Source organism: Collinsella sp. AF20-14LB (assembly GCF_003459505.1).
Classification (GTDB): domain Bacteria; phylum Actinomycetota; class Coriobacteriia; order Coriobacteriales; family Coriobacteriaceae; genus Collinsella.
On sequence record NZ_QRWD01000007.1, the window covers coordinates 70758 to 92587 of the forward strand.

The 21830-nt window shown below is 59.8% G+C and carries 19 protein-coding genes; 8 read left to right on the forward strand and 11 right to left on the reverse strand.

The features are described 5' to 3' along the window. Window positions 1-38: 38 nt before the first annotated feature. Entirely contained in the window at window positions 39-791 is a 753-nt protein-coding gene (locus DWX63_RS05035) for an NAD-dependent protein deacylase (RefSeq protein WP_117843012.1), read from the reverse strand. Window positions 792-926: 135 nt separating this feature from the next. On the opposite strand from DWX63_RS05035, the gene DWX63_RS05040 reads away from it, so the two are divergent. Further along, window positions 927-1745: an exodeoxyribonuclease III gene (locus tag DWX63_RS05040; RefSeq protein WP_117843013.1), complete on the forward strand. Its 819-nt coding sequence runs from the start codon at window positions 927-929 to the stop codon at window positions 1743-1745. Window positions 1746-2281: 536 nt separating this feature from the next. On the opposite strand, the gene DWX63_RS05045 is transcribed toward DWX63_RS05040, so the two are convergent. The 5 genes from DWX63_RS05045 to DWX63_RS05065 form a co-directional block, all read right to left on the reverse strand. After that, window positions 2282-2959, reverse strand: a complete 678-nt coding sequence (locus tag DWX63_RS05045) for a DUF6580 family putative transport protein (RefSeq protein WP_117843014.1) — start codon at window positions 2957-2959, stop codon at window positions 2282-2284. A gap of 142 nt (window positions 2960-3101) precedes the next feature. Continuing rightward, window positions 3102-3539: a hypothetical protein gene (locus tag DWX63_RS05050; protein WP_117843015.1), complete on the reverse strand. Its 438-nt coding sequence runs from the start codon at window positions 3537-3539 to the stop codon at window positions 3102-3104. Window positions 3540-3617: 78 nt separating this feature from the next. Further along, complete coding sequence (locus tag DWX63_RS05055; RefSeq protein ID WP_158559616.1) at window positions 3618-4808, reverse strand: MFS transporter; 1191 nt, start codon at window positions 4806-4808, stop codon at window positions 3618-3620. Between the two features lie 14 nt (window positions 4809-4822). Then, window positions 4823-6469 (reverse strand): amidohydrolase, encoded by a 1647-nt coding sequence (locus DWX63_RS05060; RefSeq protein ID WP_117778673.1) that lies wholly within the window; start codon window positions 6467-6469, stop codon window positions 4823-4825. A 2-nt stretch (window positions 6470-6471) separates the two neighbouring features. After that, on the reverse strand, window positions 6472-7683 hold the full coding sequence (locus tag DWX63_RS05065) for a nitrate/nitrite transporter (RefSeq protein WP_117843017.1): 1212 nt from the start codon (window positions 7681-7683) through the stop codon (window positions 6472-6474). Window positions 7684-7893: 210 nt separating this feature from the next. On the opposite strand from DWX63_RS05065, the gene DWX63_RS05070 reads away from it, so the two are divergent. Further along, on the forward strand, window positions 7894-8667 hold the full coding sequence (locus DWX63_RS05070; RefSeq protein WP_124785727.1) for a helix-turn-helix transcriptional regulator: 774 nt from the start codon (window positions 7894-7896) through the stop codon (window positions 8665-8667). Between the two features lie 24 nt (window positions 8668-8691). Here the strand turns inward: DWX63_RS05070 and DWX63_RS05075 are convergent, their stop codons facing one another. Further along, on the reverse strand, window positions 8692-10335 hold the full coding sequence (locus DWX63_RS05075) for an ABC transporter ATP-binding protein (protein WP_117843018.1): 1644 nt from the start codon (window positions 10333-10335) through the stop codon (window positions 8692-8694). After that, on the reverse strand, window positions 10335-11222 hold the full coding sequence (locus DWX63_RS05080) for an energy-coupling factor transporter transmembrane component T (protein WP_233514480.1): 888 nt from the start codon (window positions 11220-11222) through the stop codon (window positions 10335-10337). The genes DWX63_RS05075 and DWX63_RS05080 overlap by 1 nt, the downstream gene beginning before the upstream one ends. 199 nt (window positions 11223-11421) lie before the next feature. On the opposite strand from DWX63_RS05080, the gene glmU reads away from it, so the two are divergent. The 6 genes from glmU to gltA all read left to right on the forward strand — a co-directional run bounded on the left by glmU (window position 11422) and on the right by gltA (window position 19185). Beyond that, window positions 11422-12834, forward strand: a complete 1413-nt coding sequence (glmU, locus tag DWX63_RS05085; protein WP_117843019.1) for a bifunctional UDP-N-acetylglucosamine diphosphorylase/glucosamine-1-phosphate N-acetyltransferase GlmU — start codon at window positions 11422-11424, stop codon at window positions 12832-12834. Between the two features lie 190 nt (window positions 12835-13024). Further along, the gene (locus DWX63_RS05090; protein WP_117776597.1) at window positions 13025-14011 is read left to right on the forward strand and encodes a ribose-phosphate pyrophosphokinase; all 987 of its coding nucleotides are present in this window, start codon (window positions 13025-13027) and stop codon (window positions 14009-14011) included. 453 nt (window positions 14012-14464) lie between these two features. Continuing rightward, entirely contained in the window at window positions 14465-15592 is a 1128-nt protein-coding gene (locus tag DWX63_RS05095; protein ID WP_117843020.1) for a hypothetical protein, read from the forward strand. Between the two features lie 351 nt (window positions 15593-15943). Next, a complete protein-coding gene (gene pth, locus DWX63_RS05100; RefSeq protein ID WP_199411108.1) occupies window positions 15944-16573 on the forward strand; it encodes an aminoacyl-tRNA hydrolase in 630 nt (209 codons plus the stop codon). A gap of 372 nt (window positions 16574-16945) precedes the next feature. Continuing rightward, entirely contained in the window at window positions 16946-17785 is an 840-nt protein-coding gene (locus DWX63_RS05105) for a sulfide/dihydroorotate dehydrogenase-like FAD/NAD-binding protein (RefSeq protein WP_006235793.1), read from the forward strand. After that, entirely contained in the window at window positions 17776-19185 is a 1410-nt protein-coding gene (gene gltA, locus DWX63_RS05110) for an NADPH-dependent glutamate synthase (RefSeq protein ID WP_006235794.1), read from the forward strand. The genes DWX63_RS05105 and gltA overlap by 10 nt, the downstream gene beginning before the upstream one ends. Before the next feature lie 461 nt (window positions 19186-19646). Here the strand turns inward: gltA and DWX63_RS05115 are convergent, their stop codons facing one another. The 3 genes from DWX63_RS05115 to DWX63_RS05125 all read right to left on the reverse strand — a co-directional run bounded on the left by DWX63_RS05115 (window position 19647) and on the right by DWX63_RS05125 (window position 21830). After that, the gene (locus DWX63_RS05115; protein WP_055285378.1) at window positions 19647-20270 is read right to left on the reverse strand and encodes an AAA family ATPase; all 624 of its coding nucleotides are present in this window, start codon (window positions 20268-20270) and stop codon (window positions 19647-19649) included. Between the two features lie 171 nt (window positions 20271-20441). Next, a complete protein-coding gene (locus DWX63_RS05120; RefSeq protein ID WP_055285379.1) occupies window positions 20442-21080 on the reverse strand; it encodes an amino acid ABC transporter permease in 639 nt (212 codons plus the stop codon). A gap of 3 nt (window positions 21081-21083) precedes the next feature. Next, on the reverse strand, window positions 21084-21830 hold the full coding sequence (locus DWX63_RS05125) for an amino acid ABC transporter permease (protein WP_117843021.1): 747 nt from the start codon (window positions 21828-21830) through the stop codon (window positions 21084-21086).

Consider the following 21830-nt stretch of genomic DNA (forward strand, 5'->3'; position numbering starts at 1 on the left):
TTTGCAATCAGTCTTTTTATTGTATCCGCGCGCGCGGGCTAGAACGCAAACGCGGCCGCGATGTCGCAAGAAATCAGCAGGTCGGCATTTGCATCCTGATCGGTGGGCGCCAAATTGCAAATGGCCAGCGTATCGCCAGTAAAGTAACGCGTGAGGCCCGCCGCCGGATACACTACGAGCGAGGTTCCGCCCACGACGAGGGCATCGGCCGCGGCGATGGCAGCAACGGCGCCGGTAAGCACGTGCTCGTCGAGCGGCTCTTCGTAGAGCACCACATCGGGCTTGATGCGACCGCCGCACGCGGGGCACACGGGCATACCCGCGGCATCCTCGTGCTCGCGCGCGCAAATCCATTCGGCGCTGTAGACCGCGCCGCACGTCTGGCAAATGTTGCGATGGACCGATCCATGCAGCTCAAACACGCGCCGTGAACCAGCCGCCTGATGCAGGCCATCGATGTTTTGCGTCACCACGGCGTCGAGCTTGCCGGCACGCTCCAGCTCGGCCAGCTTGGTGTGGCAGCAGTTGGGCTTGGCGCCAAGCGCGATCATCTTGGTGCGGTAGAAGTCAAAGAACTCGGCCGGATGTGCCTCGTAAAAGCTGTGCGAGAGCATGGTCTCGGGCGGATAGGCAAACTGCTGATGATACAGGCCGTCCACGCTGCGGAAATCGGGAATGCCACTTGCCGTGGAAACACCCGCGCCGCCAAAGAAGACCACGCGCTTGTGGGTGTCAAACAGATCCGCCAGCGCGGCGGAGGCCTGCCTGGGGTCCGATATTGCCTGCGTCATATGAGTCCTCCGTCCTTGTTAGTCGGGCAGCGTTGGGCGACGTCCCAGCATGCGGCCTTTAAGTCAGCATGCGCGGAGCCCACCCCGCCCCTGTTGCGCTAATCTTAAGCCTGCCAACCCCGTCGAAAGGACACCATGCCTCAGACTTACACTTTCGCCTCGTGGAACGTTAACGGCCTGCGCGCCGTGCTCAAAAAGGACCCGAGCTTTACCCAGATCGCACAGGAACTCGATGTCGATATCCTAGCGCTGCAGGAAACCAAGCTGCAGGAGGGCCAGGTCGATATCGACCTGGCCGGCTATCACCAAACCTGGAGCTACGCCGAACGTAAAGGCTATTCGGGCACTGCGGTCTTTAGCCGCCAGGAACCGCTGCGCGTGCTGCGCGCCGACGCGCTGCTGCCCCACGCCGGTGAAGGCGAGGCAGCCGAGCTCGTTGCCCAAGCCGCGACCGAGGGTCGTGTCTGCGCGCTGGAGTTCGACAAATTCTGGTTTGTGGATGTCTACACGCCCAACGCGCAAAACGAACTCGCGCGCATCGATGTGCGCATGGCGTGGGACGATGCCTACCGCGGCTTTTTGAGCGCACTTGAGCGCGAGACCGGAAAACCCGTCGTGACCTGCGGCGACTTTAACGTGGCGCACGAGGAGATCGACCTTAAGAATCCCAAGTCCAACCGCGGCAACGCGGGCTTTTCGGACGAAGAGCGCGGCAAGTTTACCGAGCTGCTCAATGCCGGCTTTACCGATACCTGGCGCGCGGCAAACCCCGACGTCGAGGGCGTCTACAGCTGGTGGAGCTACCGCTTTAATGCCCGCAAGAACAACGCCGGCTGGCGCATCGACTACTTCCTGGTAAGCGACGCAATCGCCGGCAACGTACGCGGCACCGGCATCCGCGGCGACATCTTCGGCAGCGACCACTGCCCCGTCACCCTCACGCTAGAGCTCTAGCCCCAACTGATCCCCTGGGGACGGAGGAAAACGGATCATTTTGGGCCTCGTGAGGGTATCCGCGTGACCCATCCGCCACGAAACACGCCCATCTACTACGTTTAAGCCACCACCCTCAACCACAGCGAACAACGCCAAAAGAAAACCGCAGGTAGAAAGCCTGCGGTTTTTCATAAAACGCGGTCATGGTCGGGGGTATCAAGCTAAACGTAGTAGATGGGCCAGTTTCGTGGCAAGCGCCGTCAACTGATTCCCTGGGGACATCTGGGGACGGAAGAAAATGGATCAATTTGGCTCTCTGAGGGCCACGATGCCCGTCATATCAGCCGGCCATTTCAAAACTATGCCGGTTTACGGGGCTGAATCGCGAACCCCCAACCATATGCAATTCCGAGATAATAAAACCGCAGGTAGACGGTGTGCCCTATTTCGAAAAATGCTGGTATGGTCGACCCGCGCCAATCTAGCCCCGTAAACCGGCATAGTTTTGAAATGGCACTTCGGCAGTATTGATTCCCGCCCCGGCGCAACCAGCCCTACAGCCCGTATTTCACGACGGCACGGTTAATGCGACGGCACCAAGGCTTGTACAAGGCGGCCAAAAACACGCAGGTCGCAAGGCCGTGCGTAATATCGAACGGCACTGCCGTGGCAAGACGCGCCACGGCACCCGCCCAAGTAAGCGGCTGTACAAAACCAATGATGTCATACGCGTTGATCACGACGCCATAGAGCAGGCCCGACGCAAAGCCATACGCCAACAGTGACGGCATTCGCACGGTGCCATCGGCGCGGTCAAACGCGCCCGCATGCGCCAGTGCGCCACCGATATAGCCCACCAGACCCCAGGCATACATCTGCCACGGCGTCCACATGCCCTGCCCAAAAAAGAAATTGCTGGTCAGCGCTGCCAACGCGCCAACCATAAAACCATTGCGGCGACCAAGCGTCGCCCCCGCGATAATGGCGATGGCGCTCACCGGTTTAAAGTCGGGAATGGGGCCAAACAAGATGCGCCCCGCCGCGGCCAACGCCGCCAACACCAGCGTGGGCATAATCTGGCGCAGGCCCGGGCGCGACGCCTCGTAACCCGCAAAGAACAGCACAAGCACCAACGCCACCACGACAAGCATGGCAAGCGCCGCCTGCTCAATGCCCGCCAGCAACGCCGCAGCCATCACCGCAGGAACCGCCAGCAACAGCGGGATTTCCATATGTTGTAAGACACGTGACAACAGCGGCCCCCATCAAACGAATGTCCGTTTATGGTAGCACGGGCAAAAAAGAGGCCGGCCAATCTCCCGGCCGGCTTTAGTTGCCATTCGATCAGGTTTTCGCCACGTGTCCGGTTTTGCGCTATTTGCCCGTAACCTTAGCGGCAATGGCCGCGACAAAAGGATCAAACAGCAAGCCGCCCACAACGACAAAGGCCCATCCGCCCACCACGAGGCGAACCCAACGCGAGAAAAACGGCACACCGTCGATAACGCCAACGCCTGACTGAAACGCGACTTCAAATAGCCCGATAATGCAGAAGAGCAGAGTGGCGCCCACAACGGTTCCGCAAATCCGTGCGCCCGGAGTGTTCCGATCAAAACCAAAAAACTCAACGCACGTCTCAATTGCTTTGCCAAAGAGCGGCAAAAAACCCACGAACTGTGCAATACCGATGGCCAGAATAAGCTGCCCCCAGAAACCAGTAAGTCCCTGAAAATCTAAGCTAGGCTTTCCCTCAACAATCGGCAGAAATGAACACATGAATAGAGGATTAACGATGCCGTTGAGAATGGTCACAGCGGTACTCTTTTTTAGTGTCAAGTAGACCAACTCCTTTTGCCCTTGTCGGACAGGCCCAAAGGGCGAAAACAGGTGTTACATAAGTGAATCGGGAGACGGCAGGAATGGAGACGCCAGCGCCGTCGCGCCAAACAAAACAGCGCACCCAAATAGAAGCGTTTCATAGCTCTCGCCAATGCAGAAGGAGAGGGCCACGGGAATCAAAAACGTAAGCCCCAGCGAAACGGTGCTCACCACGCCACCGGCGCTTCCTGCAAGCCCCTCGCGCACCTCGGGCAACATGTAGGGTAGCGACTGAACGACCGGACCGGCGACGGCAGTCGAAACACCAATCGCAAACATGAGCCCGACAGAAGGCCGAGAGACAAAAGCCTCTCCGGCCCACATAAGGGCACTCCCCACCATTGCCGCGATGGCCATAAACACGCGATAGTCGCCAAATTGCGCTCGCGCGTAGGGACCGGCCACGCTGCCGACAATCGACCCAAGCGTCACGAAAGAGGCAAGAAGCCCGGCGACCTGGGGTTCGGTTGAAACCTCAAGTGCCGAGACAAGATAACCCGAGTACGCCGTAGCCGATGCAAGGGCGACTCCAAGCAGTATCGCCACGAGCCAAACCATCGGCATCTTGATTACCGTCGCAAACGCACTTGCCGACGACGAAGCAGGCTCCGCACCCTGAACGCCAAGGCCATCTGCAGCCTGCAGAACATCTGCCGATGGCGCAACCAGCAGCCACAGCAATCCAAACACGGCAAATAAAACGGCAGCAAGGGCATATGCTCGTCCGGGCGTTGCAAAGAGAGGAGAGGTTGCAAGCGAGCAGGCGATTCCGCCCGACCCCGCAGCGTAGAACCATCCCATGGCCCTATCGGTTTCTCCGCCAAAAGCGGAACCAAGCACTTTTAGAACGATGGCATTCACGACGCATGGTGCCGCGCCCAGAAGCATGGTCGCCGTGAACAGCGTCGCAAACGATGCGCACTCCGCGCGAGCAACCGCTGCAATTGCAGAAATCGCCGATGCGATGAATACGAGCACCTTCACGCCATATCGATCGGCGCAAACGCCGACAGGCATGCCGAATACAACGGCAGGAACAAACGGGGCAAACAGGACGGCTGAAAACTCGGCCGAGGTCAGATGCAGGTCCGACACAACCAGATGTGCCAATCCCGACACCTGATACTGCGCGTAGTTCGCAGCAAACACGATGCCGCATACCACAAACAGCAGGACATATTTTTCGACCGTCCCTTTGCTCACGTTCATCACCCTATCTATGCTTCATCCTTGCGATAGACGACGCGTCCGTTAAAGATCGTCGTCTCGACTTCGAGATCGCGAAGCGCCATCGGGTTCATTTCAAACGGATTGCCCGACAGGATGACGATATCGGCAAGCTTGCCGGCGGCAAGGCTGCCCAAACGGCGCTCAAAGCCCTCGACATATGCTGAGCCGAGCGTGTGCGCTTGCAGCGTCTCGCCGAGCGTCAGGGCATTCTCGCGGAAGTATCCCTCCGCCGGGTGCCCGTCAAACTCGCTACGCGTCACCGCAGCATACACGGTATCGATAGGATCGATTGACATCACCGCAGGCCAGTCAGTACCAAGCCCTAAGTGGATTCCACCATCGGCCTCTTCCCTATAGCGCCACATGTGGCTCATGCGCTCTTCGCCAAGAGACTCCTCGTACACGCCCTGCCCAAGGCCTCCGATGGGATGCTGCGGCTGAATCGCAGCATTAATGCCCAGGCGCTTCATGCGAGCAATATCCTCGAGCTTCAGGTTATCTGTATGCTCGATAGCAAAACGCGCCCCCTTGTTGCCGCACACCTCCTCGGCACGCTCGACGGCATCGATAATCATCGTGGCCGATGCGTCGCCGATAGCATGGATACGAACATCGAAACCATTCTTGTTGGCCTCGAGCACCATACAGTCAAGCGTCTCCTGGTTGCACGCCGGCTCGCCGCGGAAGTCCTTTCCCGTGGGGGCGTTAAGATACGGCTCGTGCATGTAGGCCGTGTAGGCCTCGGGGCAGCCGTCCAAAATGTACTTGAGACCCGCCATGCGCACGCGCTCGCTGTGATGACGCGCACGCAGCGCCTGCGACTCTGCCATCGGAGCATCGAGCGCAGAATAGTAGCTGATGCGCAGCGTGCTCAGGTCCTCGCTCGCCAGACGGTCATAGATGTCGTACACGCCGGGCGTGGTCACGCCCAAAGGATACATATCACCAATCGAAGTGATGCCGAGCTTGTTGAACTTGCGCATCGACTTGAGCAACGACGCATCAAGGTCCGGTTTGTTGAGCACAACATCGAGCAAGATGTTCGTCGCCTGGGGCTCGGACAGAAAGCCATTGGGCTCGCCGTTGTCAAAGTGGCGGATAAGGCCACCTTCAGGCGTCGGGGTATTGCGGTCGATACCGACCGCCCTGAGCGCGGCAGTATTGCACCACACCACGTGCATTGAAAAGTCCGAGAGCACGATTGGGCGGTCGATATCGAGCGCATCGAGGCTGCGGCAATCAGGGTCAGTCGGGTTTTCCCACGCGGGCGAATACCAGCCCTGACCGTAAATCCACGGATTGTCAGGATGCTCGGCGGCAAACTTGGCAACAGCATCCACGCAAGCCCGCTCGCTCGGCAGAAACATCAGATCGCAACAGAAGTCTTCATCCTTCTGGATTGAGCCGAGCGCAAAGTGCATGTGTGAATCGTTGAATCCGGGCATGACCAGTTTGTTGCCGGCGTCAATGACCTCGGTATCGGGACCGATAAACGGCTGCACCTTGTCGGGCGAGCCCACAGCCACGATCTCGCTGCCGCGAACTGCAACGCATCCGGCGTGAGGCTCAAGTTCCTCGGCAGTAAACAACGCCGTCGTCTTGAGGACGATATCAGCGGGAACTACCGCCTCCATGGCTACTCACCATCCTTAGCGGCGGCAGCCTGCATGGCCTTGCGGCCGAGCTCGGGCAGGAAGAAAACCGGAACTACGGAAAGCAGGAAGCAGAGGCTCTCGAGACCCATGTTCACAGTGTAGTCGGCACCAGCAACGGCAGAGATACCGATGGGCAGGAAATAGCTCATGAGCAGGGAGATGGTGCCCACGATACCGCCAGCGGAACCGGCATACTTATCACCAATCTCGGGAAGGAGAACGGGCATGGACTGCATAATCGGGCCGTTGATGGCGGTAAAGAAGCCATTGATGACCAAAATCGTCCACAGAAGGAAGCCGACCGGGGTGTACCACGTCACGAACATCGATATGGCACCGATGAGAGTAGTGACGATGAGAAAACCCTTGAACTTTCCAAGCTTATCGCAGAACGCAGGCCCAACGATGCAGCCGAAAAAGCTGCCAACGGTAACAATTGCGGCCATGAAACCAGCAGTGGCGACGTCTATGCCCTTGCCAAGCTGAAGCGCCTGAGGCAGGAAACCGGCATAGGCAGTGGTAGAGGCAAGTCCAAAACCGACGCCGATGGAGATTAGCCACACGCCAGGACTCTTGATAGCAACCTTAAGGTAGTCGAGCACGGGCTCGGGTTCGGGGAGCGATTGCCCCTCGGGAACATCCCGGTCAAGCACAATCCAAAGAACCCAGGAGATGGTCATGACGACAGCAGCGACCATATAAGAGTTAAAGACGCTGCCGAACAAGCCAGCACAGATCTGAGCGACAACGATGGCAACGCACGAAGCCGCGTAGAACAAGCCCATGGCGAAACCAGTCTGTTCACGGAACCAGGTGCCGAGCACCTTGATGAGGTTGGCGTTGAGTGCCGAGATTCCCATGCCAATCAGGAACATCGATGCCATCTGCATCGTGAACGAATCGAGCGTAAAGCAACGGAGAAAACCGCCGGCAACCGAAATTGCGGTGCAAACCGTGACAACTTTCTTAGAACCGATACGGTCACCAAGGGCACCCAGCGGAATTGAGAAGAAAACGGCGGTAAGCATAGGAACGAGGAACAGCATCGAAAAGCCGACGGTATCGATATTGAGCATAGGCATGACCTCGACGGCGAGTGCTGAGACCTGGTACTGCATGTAGTTAGCCATAAAGCACAGCAAGCAAACGACTGAAACAATCGCCCAACGCCATGAAGGAAGCTTCTCTTCCATGATGACTCCTTTAATAAGTCGGAATAATCAAACAGCTTGGAGAACCGGGCCCTGGCTCTTAGGTATTCATATTTTGCGATTGGCCCCTCACCGAAACCATTCGGCTAACGGCTTATCATCATTCGAAAAAAGGAGTAGTATCTCTACGCAAATTAACTAAAATGCCAGCTAAACCACTACGCAATCTCATCGGAGGTCATCTTGAGCTTTTTGTCCGATTCTGAATGGCTCTGCTTAAACGATCTCGTGCTTTCGATTAATTCCATCGACAGCGACCGCGAGTTTCGCTCGACCGTCCTCAAAAAGCTGCGTTTTCTCATCCCCTACGAGTCGGCTGCATTTTTCCTGAGCGACCTTTCCAGGGATCTCGTATCCACCCCGCAAGAATGGAAAACGCGCGTCTTTCTTGACCCTCTTGGCATCGATGTCCCCGCTGGGATGCTCGAGCTCTACACCGAAAAGTACTGGCAGCAGGACATGATCGTCGCCCACCGCAATCTTACGCGCTCGACGGTGCTGCGCGAGTCCGATCAGCTCAGCCCTGGCGATATCGACAGCAGTTATATGAAGGATTATCTTGGCGGCCGCCACGTCGTCAACGTCAGTTTCTTTAATGACGAGGGCTTTTTGGGATCGCTCAATCTTAATCGCAAGAAAGAAGAAGGCGACTTTAGCGATCGTGAAGTTCAAATCCTTGAGCTCATCGAACCGCACCTCACAAACCGACTATCAAAATGGCGTGTACGCGCCGATCGCAGTTCGTCTGAAATCGTATTTGCTCACGACTACGACGTCTCAGCGCGCGAAATCGATGTGTGTCGTTGCGTGTTATCGGGCATGGACAATGCGGCCATCGCCGAAGAGCTATCTATCAGCACCGGCACCGTTAAAAAGCATCTGGAGAACATCTTTCGAAAAACACAGGTCAACAGCCGCGTTGGGCTCATGGCGCTCCTTCAGCAGTACACGGCGCTCAAGCAGTAAGACCGTTCTCGCCCGCGAACCCGCTCACGCCCTATAAAACACGTTGTCGGCAAAGAAGTCGGCCGGCGGCTCCATGCAGGCAATCTCACCGTCAAACATCATGGCAATGTCATCGGCTACCTGCTCGGCAAAGTCCAAATCGTGCGTGGCCATGATGACGGTGCCGCCAGCCTTCGCATGGTCACGCAGGGCGCGGGCGATGATGCGGCGACTGAACAGGTCTAGACCCTTGGTGGGCTCATCGAGCAATAGCAGTTCGGGGCCAATTAGCAGCAGTTTTGCCAATGCAAGCAGTTGACGCTGCCCGCCCGAAAGATCGTACGGATGGCGCCCATCCAGACCCGACAGCCCCAAGCTCGCTGCACGCTCCCGCGCCAAGTTCTCGTCATATCCGCAGGTCGAGGCCCATTCCATCAGCTCATCGTGAACCGTCTCGGCAACCAGCAATGCTTTGGGGTTCTGAGGCAGCAGCGCCGCCGAGGCCGCTCCGCGCACCATGCGGCCGCGCTGCAGCTTGGCGGTCTTCGCCAGCACCGAGAGCATCGTCGACTTACCGCATCCGTTGCCGCCCACGATCGCATGCACCGCACCGGCCGAAAACGCCACGTCGAGCCCGCGCAGCACCCAGCCGCCCGCGCGATCGTAGCGAAACCAGCTCCCTGCCAGGGTGGTAGCCGACCCGCCGTGCATTTTTTGGAGTATTCTGCTCCCATCCGTGCGCGGGAAGGCTTCCGAGCCGTTCTCGAGCGACGTTTGCGCCACAAATTCGGACGATTTGTCCAATTCCGAACTTTTTTTCGCGCTCGATACGTCCCCGGGCGGCTCCAGAGAGCCCAAATTGTCCTCACGCCCGCTGAATACTCCGTTTTTTGCACATCGGACGGCACCCCACCCCAACATGTCGTCGGAAAACAACGATTCTCGGCGTCCCAAAGAAGCCATATCCGCCACCTCGCGCACGCGACCGTCCTCAATCCGGTACGCACACGTCGCATACTCGAGCATTGGGCGCGGTTGATGCGTAGCCACAACAACCGTGCAGCCCAACTCACGGTTCACGCGAAACAGCGCGTGCAGAAAATTCTTCTCGGCAACGGGATCGAGCTGAGACGTGGGCTCGTCGAGTAGCAGCACACGCGGACGCAGCGCCAGGACGGCGGCAAGCGACAGCAGCTGCTTGCGGCCGCCCGAAAGCGTGTCAGTATCGCGATGAAGCCAGTCCTCCAGACCAAAGAAATAGCTGGTCTCAGCTACGCGACGGCGCATCTCATCACGTGCTAGCCCCAAGTTTTCCAGGCCAAACGCCATCTCGTGCCACACGGTTTCGCACACGATCTGGTTCTCGGGATCCTGGAACACATAGCCCACGCGCTCCGCCGATGCCCGCACGTCCATGTCGGCAACGTTCTCGCCCAGCACGCGCGCATCACCAGTGCGCTCGCCCGCCGGCGCGATCTCGGGCTTGAGCAGCGACAGCAGCGTCGACTTGCCCGAACCGGTACCGCCAACAAGCAGCGCAAATGCACCTTGGGGAACACGCCAATCAAGCCCCTCGAGCACCGGTGCCTCGGCCCCGGGATAGGCAAAACTAAGGCCCTGCACCTCAATCGCCGGAATATCCGGGCCGCACGCCGCGCCCGACACCGGGCCCCTATCCAACCGAGCCATCAGCCAAACCTCTTCTCATCAATCGCGTGCAACGCGCAAGGCAGCATCATCCAGGCAGCGTACACGACATAGCCCAGCCACGGCGCCGGAACCGAGAGCTGCGGATAAAACGAATACTGCGTCGTCGCGGTCCACGCCACCGCCACCGCGACAGCACCAAACAGTGCGAGCCCGGCCAGCGCGGCAACGTCGCTGCGCCCCAGTCGATACCGCGCATACGTCGTACGACGCGTCGCGGCACCCCACCCGCGCGAGCGCATCGCGTCCGCGCGCTCCAGCGAATCTTCCATGCCCCAGCCCATCAACACGCTCGACGCCCGCAGGCGCGAGCGTACGGGGTCGGCCGGCGCGCTGCCCGGCACATCAATCGCATCCTGCACCGCCAGCACCGTACGACCGCGGCGCAAAAACTGCGGGATAAGCCTCATGCACATCGAGATCATGAGCGCAATCACCGGTGCGGCATTGCCCAGCAGCGCGAGCACCTTGTCGTATTCGAGCATCGACGCCGCCGCCTCAAACCACAGCACGCTCGCCACAAACAGCCCGCCCATGCACAGGCCGTATACCATGCTCTCCAGATACACCGCGCGCATGCCAATACGGAACAGCTCCGTCGAGCCCGAGGCGCTAAACAGCGGATTGAGCACCGCGACGATCAAAATCACCGGCAGCTGCCAGCGGAGCGCGCCCAGCGTGCGGGCAGCCCCACGCGTCGCAAATCCATACGCCAGCCCGCCCGCAAGTGACAGCGCAATCAGTACCGGCTGCATCGAGAACATAGTGAGCCCCAGCGTCAGCACTATATAGAGTGCCGGCACAGCCGGATGCGACATCGAGAATGCCGCGACGGGCTCGCCGCCAAACTCCTCTCGTATGTTGTCCACGGGCACCCCCGTTCCCTCGCTCAAACAACAGCTCCGCAGCACCGCCAACGCCGCACGCACGCAGTGCAAACGCCACGCCGGCGGTGCAAGCCTCAACCGCCGCAAACCAATCGTTACGCGCTCGTCATATGCCTGCGGTATCATATTGCGCCGTGTATCGTTTCCAAACACACGTCTCTATAACGTAACAGGAGATCACATGGACGCAACCGCAATTATCCTCGCTGCCGGCGAGGGCACCCGCATGAAGTCGAACCACTGCAAGGTTTCGCACAAGATCCTGGGTAAGCCCATGGTCCAGTGGATCGTCGACGCTACCATCAAGGCCGGCTGCAGCCGCGTCGTGGTTGTCATCGGCAGCCACGCCGACGAGATGCGCGCCCTCATCGACGGCGCCTACGCCAACAGCGCCACCAAGGTCGAGTGCGTCGAGCAGACCGAGCGTCTGGGCACCGGTCACGCCGTGAAGGTCGCGCTCGAGGCCTGCGGCATCGCCGAGGGTCCGGTCGTCGTGCTCAACGGCGACCTGCCGCTCATCACCGCCGACACCGTCGCCAAGTTCGCGCAGACCGTCGCCACCGGCGAGCTCGCCTGCACCGTCATGACCATGACCCCGCCCGATCCTTTCGGCTACGGCCGCATCAAGCTGGGCGCCGATGGTCAGATCGAGCGCATCATCGAGCAGAAGGACTGCACGCCCGAGCAGGCCGCCACGCTGCTGGAGTGCAACGCCGGCTGCTACGCCTTCGACGGCGCGCAGCTCGCCGCCCACATTGACGAGATCGGCAACGACAACGCGCAGGCCGAGTACTACCTGCCCGACATGCTCGAGATCCTCAAAGGCCATGGCCAGGCGGTCTCCATCTTCCACTGCGACGACTACCGCGATGGCCTGGGCGTCAACAGCCGCATCCAGCTCGCGCAGCTCACTGCCATCGCTCGCGACCGCATCAACGAGCACTGGATGGCCGAGGGCGTCACCTTCATCGACCCCACGCAGGCCTGGATCGGCCCCGACGCCGTCATCGGCCGCGACACCGTCGTGTGGCCGCAGACGCACCTGATCGGCCACGTCACCGTGGGCGAGGAATGCCAGCTCGGCCCCAACAGCCGTCTCACCGACACCACCGTCGGCAGCGGCTGCGCCATCGATGAGACCATCGCCATCGAGGCCGTCATCGAGAACGGCGTCGACTGCGGCCCGCGCGCCTACCTGCGCCCGGGCACCCACATGCTCGACGGCTCCAAGGCCGGCACGCACGTGGAGATCAAGAAGTCCACGATCGGCGAGGGCTCCAAGGTGCCGCACCTGTCCTACATCGGCGACACCACCATGGGCTCCGGCGTCAACGTGGGCGCGGGCTCCATCACCTGCAACTACGATGGCGTGCACAAGCACAAGACCGTCATCGGCAAGGACGCCTTCATTGGCTCCGACACCATGATGGTCGCGCCCGCCCAGATCGGCGACGGTGCACTCGTGGCCGCCGGCTCCGTCATCACCGAGCCGGTCCCGGCCGACGCACTTGGTCTGGGCCGCGCCCGTCAGGTAAATATTGAGGGCTGGGCCGCCGATTACCGCCGCCGCCTGCACGAGGACGACGAGGTTTAACGTTTTACCAAGCACAAAAGGAGCTGCTCCATGGGGGCGGCTCCTTTTTCTATCGTGACCTGCGCAACCGGATGAGTGGTCGGTTCGTGTCCGTTGACGGTAAAGACGTTATCAAGACCCGATAAGCCCCGTCGCGCGGTTACAATGCAACAAGGCATCTATATGGCATTCGATATAAAGGAGAAGGGTAATGCCGATTAATGATCCCGAGAAGTCGGAGAATATGCGCAAGTCCATCCGCGTGTATTCCGGTTCCTCCAACCGTCCCCTCGCTCAGAAGATTGCTGAGTACCTTGGGGTCGAGCTTTCGGGCCTTACGCTAAAGCAGTTCGCCAATGGTGAGATTTACGCCCGCTACGACGAGACCGTCCGCGGCGCCGACGTCTTCCTGATTCAGTCCGTGGCCGGCGGCAACGTCAACGACATGCTCATGGAGCTGCTCATCGCCACCGACGCTGCCAAGCGCGCATCCGCCCGCTCCATCACCGCCGTTATCACCCACTACGGCTATGCCCGCCAGGACCGCAAGGCCGGCCCGCGCGAGCCCATCACCGCCCGCCTCGTCGCCAACCTGCTCGAGCGTGCCGGCGTCAACCGCATCATCACCCTCGACCTGCACCAGGGCCAGATCCAGGGCTTCTTCGATATCCCGGTTAACCACCTGTCCGCACTGCCGCTGTTTGGCCAGTACTACAACGCCATGAACTTCGACACCGACAACCTGGTTGTCGTCTCCCCCGACGTGGGTCGCGCCAAGGCCGCCAAGAAGCTGTCCGATATGCTCGGCTGCGACCTGGCCATTGCCCACAAGGGTCGTCCGCGCCACAACGCCGCCGAGGTCATGGGCATCATCGGTGACATCAAGGGCAAGACCTGCATCATCAACGACGACATGATCGACACCGCTGGCACCCTGTGCGCCAACGTCAAGGAGCTCAAGGCTATGGGCGCTGGCGACATCTACGTCTGCGCCACCCACGGCATCTTCTCCGGTCCGGCCATCGAGCGCCTGAACGATGCCCCCATCGTCGAGTGCGTCGTCACCGACGCCATCCCCGTCGAGGTCGGCGGCAAGATCAAGACCATCTCGGTCGCCGAGGAGTTCGCTCAGGCCATCTCCGCCGTTTACCACGAGGAGCCCGTCTCCACGCTCGTCGGCGGCGACTTCGCGCTGTAGCCTGCCACGCATCGCATCATCTTTGATGCTTTTAAAGGGTCGGAAGCTCGCTTCCGACCCTTTTTCTATCCCTCGCCAACCTTCCCTGGACAATTAGTTCAAATTTGTATTTTCTTGGGCGCCCACATGGACCACTTGATGCGCCAAAGGTTCACCTGCCGGCATAATCTCGGCCAATCTCTCCTCTTATGGACGTCTTCACTATGCCATTCACTCTATTTTGCCCACCGAACCCTTCGACAATGGCGGAACGCTTCAGTCGTCTTATACAAATCTGAACTAACTGTCCAACACCTATCTCGATCCATGCCTCCAAGGTCAAACAAGCGCCCTGAGCCCCGCTTTTCAAGGCCCCCCGCACGATCTGCTACCGTCTGCGGCGCACGACGCCCCTTTGAGCGAAAAGAACGCCACGGCTGCATCATTTCGCCGACGGCTTAGTACTTTATAGCTATGACCACTGTGATCTCACATTTCTCCGCCCTTCGCGCAATTCGCCGCGCTCGACGGGCGTACTCTGCGCTTCCTTGGAGCATCATCGATGACAGGCAACAGGCCCAAGCCCTTGCAAGTTGTGTTCCCAACAAGGACGCCATAGACTTTGTAGCTCTTGCGATGCTTGACGCCTGGAGTGAAGACGACTCCGAGCGCCTAGATCTCCTTGTTGCCGGCGGCAACAACAGACGGCCCGACGGACGTCTTCTCCAGCACAGCATCACCGCCCCGCTTCCCGCGGAAGCAATCATGCACATCGAAGCTGACATCTACGCAACGTCTCCCGCCATGACAGCCATGTTGTGCTCTAGGAATGAGCCTGTAGCCAAAGTCCTAATGCTTCTCATGGAGCTGTTGGGGTCCTACTCCCTTCCGCCCGAGATAACCTACCCCATCGCCCACGACGACACGTGGCCCAAGGCCGGTAGCTCCGAAGCGATGGAAGATCTTGATTGTCATGGCGGCCAGCCGGCACCCGGAAAGCAAGACGAAACCCGCTACGAACAGGCGCACTACAAATGCGAGCCTGCCACAACCATAAATGAGCTCGAGGCAGTCGCACAGTTTGCCAAAAGTAGCTCCTACGCCTCGTTTCGCACGGCCGTCAGACTCGCCCGAGCAGGATCCGCATCCCCAGCGGAGTCCTTAATGTTCGCCGTCCTGGGCGCGCCCATGCGCTTTGGCGGATTCGGATGTTGCAGCCTGCCCATGGGAGGCCTGCTACTCAACCATCGAATCGACTTCGATACTCTTGCGGTCAACATGTCCTCGGGCATCCCCTATGCCATCTGCGACCTATATTGCCCGGCAGCCGGAGTCGACAACGAATACAACGGAATTGGGCATGAGCTTCAAAATGCTCGCATCCACGATGGCAATCGAAATAATGGACTCAAGGCAATGGGCATCCACGTCCTGGTTATCAATCGCGACCAAATGAAAGACCTTGTTGCGCTCGAAGCCTTCGCACAAATGATGCATCGACTCGCTGGGGTTCGGTTCCGCTATCGCATCAAGGGTTATCGCAAACGTCAAGCCGCATGGCTCAACGCCCTTCGGGCCGGAATCGGCCTCGCGCCGGTCTAGAAAGCGTATCTCGACAACATCGCCGAGCAAGGCTGGACAGTTAGTTCAGATTTGTATAAACAGACGGCTTATTTCAAGGCGCTTTGCTGCCATCTCGGGGCCAATCACCTCATTTAAAGGCTCGAATGGCTTCGAAATAGCGCAAAACGTGCGCCCCAAAGCACCGAAACGGCTCCATGTCTCCGATTTTGGCAGCCGAGAGCCTCTTGCTTTATACAAATCTGAACTAACTGTCCACCCCGGTTTCCTGCAACCGCTCAAACGCCCTCAACTCACCTCAATTGCCCTCCATTTGACAGCGGCAACAGGGTCGCTCACCATAGCAGGCGACAAATCAACGAAAGGATGAACATGGCAGCTGCACAGCCGCTCAAGATTCGCATGGTTGCCGGGCTTGGCAACCCTGGCGAGGAATATGCCGAGACCCGCCACAACGCCGGCTTTAAGGCGATTGACGAGCTGGCCCGTCAGGCCGGTGTCACGTACTGGAAAAACCAGGCCGGCGCCGAGGTCGCGCTCATCAACATCAACGATCCCGAGGAAGAGGGCGGCAAGCGCCAGATTGTACTGGTCAAGCCGCAGTCGTACATGAACACCTCGGGCGGCCCCATCTCCAAGCTCTGCCGCGAGTACAAGATCAAGGCCGAGGAGCTGCTCGTCATCCACGACGAGCTCGACATTCCCGCCGGTGACGTGCGCGTCAAGGTGGGCGGAGGCCATGCCGGTCACAACGGCCTGCGCTCCATCATCGACAAGATGGGCAGCCGCGACTTTAGCCGTATCCGCACCGGCATCGGCAACCCTCCCGGCAAAATGCCCGTGGCCGACTATGTGCTCAAGCAGCTGCGCGCCCGCGAGGCCGAGGACTTCCAGGACACCTGCGCCCGCGCCGCAGATGCCGCCGGTTTGGCCATCGTGCACGGCGTGGTCTATGCCCGCGACCACGTCAACGGTGCCGCCTCCGCCAACGGCAAGCACTAAAACCTATCATTTAGGGGCAGGTTTTTTGGCAGGTTTTACCTGCGGAAACGCCCCAGTTGCGGCATCACGATAAACCGCGCGCCGCCATACACGCATAGCGCCCCAAAGGGGGCCGGCCTCATCACAACCCGAGGCCGGCCCCCTTTGCTGTTTTACCTGATAAAACTGACCAAAATAAACCTGCCCCTATTCGGCAGGACGAAGTGGATAAGCCCTTTTCCCAACCGCCGAAGACACACGTAAACAGCATGTCCATGAGGGTATAATTTGCACCGTATGTCTGCACAACGCCTGTGCGCGTACGGTTTTACTCGGGCTGCCGTCCATTTCCGTGGAGGCACGGTTCGGCCGCCCTAACAAGAGAGGGGTTCTATGTATAAGATCCTGGAGAAGACGCAGTTCTCTGAGAAGGTGTTCAAGTTCCGCATCGAGGCGCCCGCAATCGCCAAGCATGCGCACGCTGGACAGTTCCTCATGGTTCGCGCCAACGAGACGGGCGAGCGCGTCCCGTTTACCCTGGCCGGCTGGAACGGTGACGAGGGCTGGGTCGAATTCATCTTCATGGTGATCGGCAAGACTACCGAGATGCTTTCCACCTACGAGGCCGGCGAGTCGCTGCGCGACGTCGTGGGCCCGCTGGGCGTTCCCACCGAGATGGCCGAGGGCCCCTGCGCCGTCATTGGCGGCGGCGTCGGCCTGGCAATTGCCTTCCCGGTCGCCAAGCACCTGGTCGAGACCGGTCACGAGGTGCACGCCATCATGGGCGCCCGCACCAAGGACCTCCTGCTCATGGAGGACCAGTTCCGCGAGCTGCTCGACGAGGACCACATCCACATCACCACTGACGACGGCTCCTACGGCGAGCAGGGCGTTGTCACCGCTCCACTGGAGCGCCTGCTGCAGGACAAGGCCGTGAGCCAGGTCTTCTGCGTCGGCCCCGTTCCGATGATGAAGTTCTCGACCCTCACCGCCCAGAAGTACGACACCCCCATCACCGCGTCGCTCAACCCCATCATGGTTGACGGCACCGGTATGTGCGGCTGCTGCCGCGTCGAGGTGGGCGGCGTGACCAAGTTCGCTTGCGTCGACGGCCCCGACTTCGATGCCACCCTGGTCGACTGGGATGACCTTCGTGCCCGCCAGGCCGCTTACCGTTCCGAAGAGGGCGAGTCCCTCAAGGCCTATGAGGAAAAGAGCTGCGCATGCCACTAGTTAACGGTCGTTTCGTTGCCGATATGAAGTCGCCCCGCACCCCCGATAACGAGGAGCCGGCTGCCGAGCGCGCCTGCGACTTCCGCCCCGTCGACAAGGGCTTCACCGAGGAGATGGCGCTGGCCGAGGCCGAGCGCTGCCTCAACTGCAAGAAGCCGTTCTGTGTTGAGGGCTGCCCCGTCAACATCAACATCCCCCGCTTTATCGAGCAGATTCGCGAGAAGGACTTCGGCGGCGCCCTCGATACCATCCGCGAGGACTCTATGCTTCCCGCCATCTGCGGCCGCGTCTGCCCGCAGGAGAACCAGTGCGAGGGCAAGTGCATCCGTGGCAAGAAGTCCGAGCCCGTGGCCATCGGCCAGCTCGAGCGCTTCCTGGGTGACCGCCCTGAGCTCGCCTCCACGCCCAAGATGGCCCCCAAGAACGGCAAAAAGGTCGCCGTCGTCGGCTCCGGCCCGTCCGGCATCACCTGCGCCGGCGAGCTCGCCCGCAACGGCTTTGACGTTACCGTCTTCGAGGCCTTCTTCACCGGCGGCGGCGTGCTGGTCTACGGCATCCCCGAGTTCCGCCTGCCCAAGGCAGTCGTCAAGCGCGAGATCGACGGCTTGGAGGACATGGGCGTCAAGTTTGAGTACAACTCCGTCGTGGGCAACATGGCCACGGCCGAGGAGCTGTTCGAGCAGGGCTTCGACGCCATCTACGTGGCGACCGGCGCTGGCCTGCCCAAGTTCCTCAACGTCCCCGGCGAGAACCTGCCCAACGTCTTCTTCGCGAACGAGTACCTCACCCGCGTGAACCTGATGAAGGCCAACAAGTTCCCCGAGTACGACACCCCCACCAAGCACGGCAAGAACGTCGTTGTCTTTGGCGGCGGCAACGTGGCCATGGACGCCGTCCGTACCGCCAAGCGCCTGGGCGCCGAGCACGCCATCATCGCCTACCGTCGTACCGAGGACGAGATGCCCTGCCGTCGCGCCGAGCTGCACCATGCTAAGGCCGAGGGCGTCGAGGTTCTGCCGCTCGTCTCCCCGCTCGAGTTTGTCGCTGGCGAGGACGGCTCCGTGTGCGCCGTCAAGGTCCAGAAGATGGAGCTCGGCGAGCCTGACGAGTCCGGCCGTCGTCGCCCGGTGCCCATCGAGGGCGCCATCGAGGAGATCCCCTGCGACGTCGCGATCTCGGCTATCGGCACCAACGCCAACCCCTTCGCAAAGAAGATCGGCGGCAAGATGGAGCTCAACAAGTGGGGCTACATCGTCGCCGACGAGGAGACCGGCCAGACCACCGATCCCCGCATCTGGGCCGGCGGCGACATCGTCACCGGTGCCGCTACGGTCATTCTGGCGATGGGCGCCGGCAAGAAGGCCGCTGCCTCCATCACCAAGAGCCTGCTGGGCGAGTAATCACCTACAGCACTAGCCGCCAAACGGCAAAGTCCCCGTCGAGCACACGCCCGGCGGGGACTTTTTCTGTGCCGGCCGCCCAAACCACCACGATGGGGCAGGCACCTTTGTGGTGGTTTGGGACTTGCCCGGTCGTTTTGTCTCAATCTGTAACAGCTGGAGTCCGTTGAGCCCTGCAGTTGTTACAGATTGAGATATTGTGCCGGCCGGCCACGCTGCATCTCAATCTGTAACAGTTAGAGACCAAATATGCCGCCTGGTGTTACAGATCAAGACGTTGGGCTGACGGCCGAACGGTTCATCTCAATCTGTAACAGTTAGAGCCATTTTCGCTGGCTTGGTGTTACAGATCGAGACTATGCAAAAGCCGAGGATAGGCACTGCCGCCAAGGCCTTCCCCTCGGCCTAAAACCAAAACCACCACAAAGGTGCCTGTACCCTTTGCGGTGGTTTTTGGTCGGTTAGTCTTCGAGCTGCGCTACTTTGTAGCGGTAGGCAGCGGCGATAACGTCTTTGCAGCCCTCGCGGCCCAGCTTGGCGCGGTTGACGACGATGTCTTTACCGCTCGTCATCTTCCACTTGCCGGCGCTGTAGCGCTTGTAAAATGCCTCGCGTGCCTTCTGCTGCTGCTTGACCAGCTTGGCGCCCTTCTTTTTGTTGAGGCCACGCTTCTTGCGCACGATCTCGACGCGGTCCTCAAAAGGAGCGGTCACCAGCACGGCGATGTGGTTGGGATTGTTGCGCAGCAGATAATCGGACAGACGACCCTCGATAATGCAGCTCTCGGTCTCGCCCAGGTCCAAGATCACCTGGCTCATCTTTTGGAACAACTTGTCCGAGTACGAACGCGCATCGTAGCGGTCGGGCAGAAACGCCATGTTCTCCACGGCCAGGCGTTCGTCGTAAGCGGCCATCTTGTCGAGTGACTCGCCCGCGCGCAGCGACGCACGTACCAGCAGCTCGTTATCGTACAGCGGAATCCCCAACTCGTCGGCAAGCATGCGACCAATCTCGTGGCCCTCGGCGCCAAAGTCGCGCGCGATGGTAATGACCACAGGATTCTTCTTATTCTCCAGATCGCTCATCGCGATTCCTTTCTAACAAATGAGAAATAGGCGATTCCTGATTCCCATTTTGTCACTTACGACCGTCCCGGTTTCCCAAGTGCGGCAGATTGCCCCGAAAGAGGAGCGCCGCGTACTAAATGTACGCAAGCGACGATTGAGGGGCAAGGTGCCGTGCTTGGGGAAGCAGGACTATGCGGCCACAATACGGCGTTGATACGCCCTCACCAGCAGCGAGATACCAAAGTTGAGCACAAAGTACATCGCAAACACCAGGCCGTAGAGCATAAGCACCTGCGACAGGTCGATCGCGTGGGCCATCACGACGTTTGCCGTGTACATGAGCTCGGCCACGTTAATACCCGAAAGATACGAGCTGTCCTTAATGACGGTCGTGCACTGGCTAAACAGCGCCGGAATGATCGTCTTAAACGTCTGCGGCAGAATGATGTAGCGCATGGTGGCAAAGAAGCCGAAGCCCTGGCTCTGCGCCGCCTCAAACTGGCCGCGCGGAATCGAGTTGAGGCCGCCGCGCACAATCTCGGCCATAACGGCGCTGGTAAACAGCGTAAAGGCGATGGTCGAAATCACAATGTCCAAACCCTGCACCGTAAAGTAGATAAATAGGATCCACAGCAGGTTCGGCGTGCAACGGAACAGCTCGATATAGGCGCTCACCAGAATACGGAACGGGCGGGGCGCATAGCTTTTAACGAGCGCCAGCACCGTACCAAAGATGAGCGAGAAAAAGATCGACAGCGCCGAGATCTCGATGGTCTTAACAAAGCCGCCCCAAATGTAGAGCAGGTTGGTCGCGTTGAAGATTTCCATGCGCTAGGCCTCCTCTACGTTGTCGAGCCCCAGCTCGGCCAGGCTCACGCCGCGCGGACGCTCCTTGGAGCGGCGCTCGAGCCACTGAACCAGCATGGCGAGCGGAAAGCAGATGATGAAGTACATAAGGCAGCAGACGATGTATCCCTGCAGGTAACCGTACAGACTCACAAAGTTGTCGGAACGGTACATAAGGTCGCCGCCGGCCACAAGCGCCAGCACCGACGTGTTCTTGACCAGGTTGAGCGCCTGGTTACACAGCGGCGGCAGAATGATCTTGAACGTCTGGGGCAGTACGATGTACCAGTACGCCTGCGCACGGGTGAAGCCCTGGCTCTGGGCCGCCTCCATCTGACCGCGCGGAACCGCCTCGATACCGGTGCGGATGACCTCCGAAATGTAGGCCGCGTGATACAGACCCACGCCCAAGAAGCCCAGCACGAACGGCGCGATGCGCACCGGCTGGTCGGCACCGGTTATGGCCTGCAAAAGCTGCGGACCGGCCATGTACATAAAGAGCACCTGTACGGGCAACGGGGTGTTCTGGTAAAACTCCACGTATACGCGGCTTATGGCGCGCAGCACGCGCGAGCGAGTGGTAGAGAACACGCCCAGCAGCGTGCCCAGCACCAGCGACAGCAGCAGGCCGGCAACGACCACCTGCAGCGTCACGCCAAAGCCCTCCCAGAAGGGCCCCATGTTTTGAAATGTCGTCGACCAGCGGTCGGCGTCAAACAATCCTTCGAGCAT

Coding starts and splice junctions, on each gene's coding strand:
- DWX63_RS05045 (WP_117843014.1), bottom strand. CDS start 2,959: ATGGAAATCCCGCTGTTGCTGGCGGTTCCTGCGGTGATGGCTGCGGCG.
- DWX63_RS05125 (WP_117843021.1), bottom strand. CDS start 21,830: ATGCTCGAAGGATTGTTTGACGCCGACCGCTGGTCGACGACATTTCAA.
- DWX63_RS05075 (WP_117843018.1), bottom strand. CDS start 10,335: ATGGCTCGGTTGGATAGGGGCCCGGTGTCGGGCGCGGCGTGCGGCCCG.
- DWX63_RS05065 (WP_117843017.1), bottom strand. CDS start 7,683: ATGGAAGAGAAGCTTCCTTCATGGCGTTGGGCGATTGTTTCAGTCGTT.
- DWX63_RS05105 (WP_006235793.1), top strand. CDS start 16,946: ATGTATAAGATCCTGGAGAAGACGCAGTTCTCTGAGAAGGTGTTCAAG.
- DWX63_RS05060 (WP_117778673.1), bottom strand. CDS start 6,469: ATGGAGGCGGTAGTTCCCGCTGATATCGTCCTCAAGACGACGGCGTTG.
- pth (WP_199411108.1), top strand. CDS start 15,944: ATGGCAGCTGCACAGCCGCTCAAGATTCGCATGGTTGCCGGGCTTGGC.
- DWX63_RS05115 (WP_055285378.1), bottom strand. CDS start 20,270: ATGAGCGATCTGGAGAATAAGAAGAATCCTGTGGTCATTACCATCGCG.
- DWX63_RS05120 (WP_055285379.1), bottom strand. CDS start 21,080: ATGGAAATCTTCAACGCGACCAACCTGCTCTACATTTGGGGCGGCTTT.
- DWX63_RS05040 (WP_117843013.1), top strand. CDS start 927: ATGCCTCAGACTTACACTTTCGCCTCGTGGAACGTTAACGGCCTGCGC.
- DWX63_RS05095 (WP_117843020.1), top strand. CDS start 14,465: ATGACCACTGTGATCTCACATTTCTCCGCCCTTCGCGCAATTCGCCGC.
- DWX63_RS05035 (WP_117843012.1), bottom strand. CDS start 791: ATGACGCAGGCAATATCGGACCCCAGGCAGGCCTCCGCCGCGCTGGCG.
- glmU (WP_117843019.1), top strand. CDS start 11,422: ATGGACGCAACCGCAATTATCCTCGCTGCCGGCGAGGGCACCCGCATG.
- DWX63_RS05090 (WP_117776597.1), top strand. CDS start 13,025: ATGCCGATTAATGATCCCGAGAAGTCGGAGAATATGCGCAAGTCCATC.
- gltA (WP_006235794.1), top strand. CDS start 17,776: ATGCCACTAGTTAACGGTCGTTTCGTTGCCGATATGAAGTCGCCCCGC.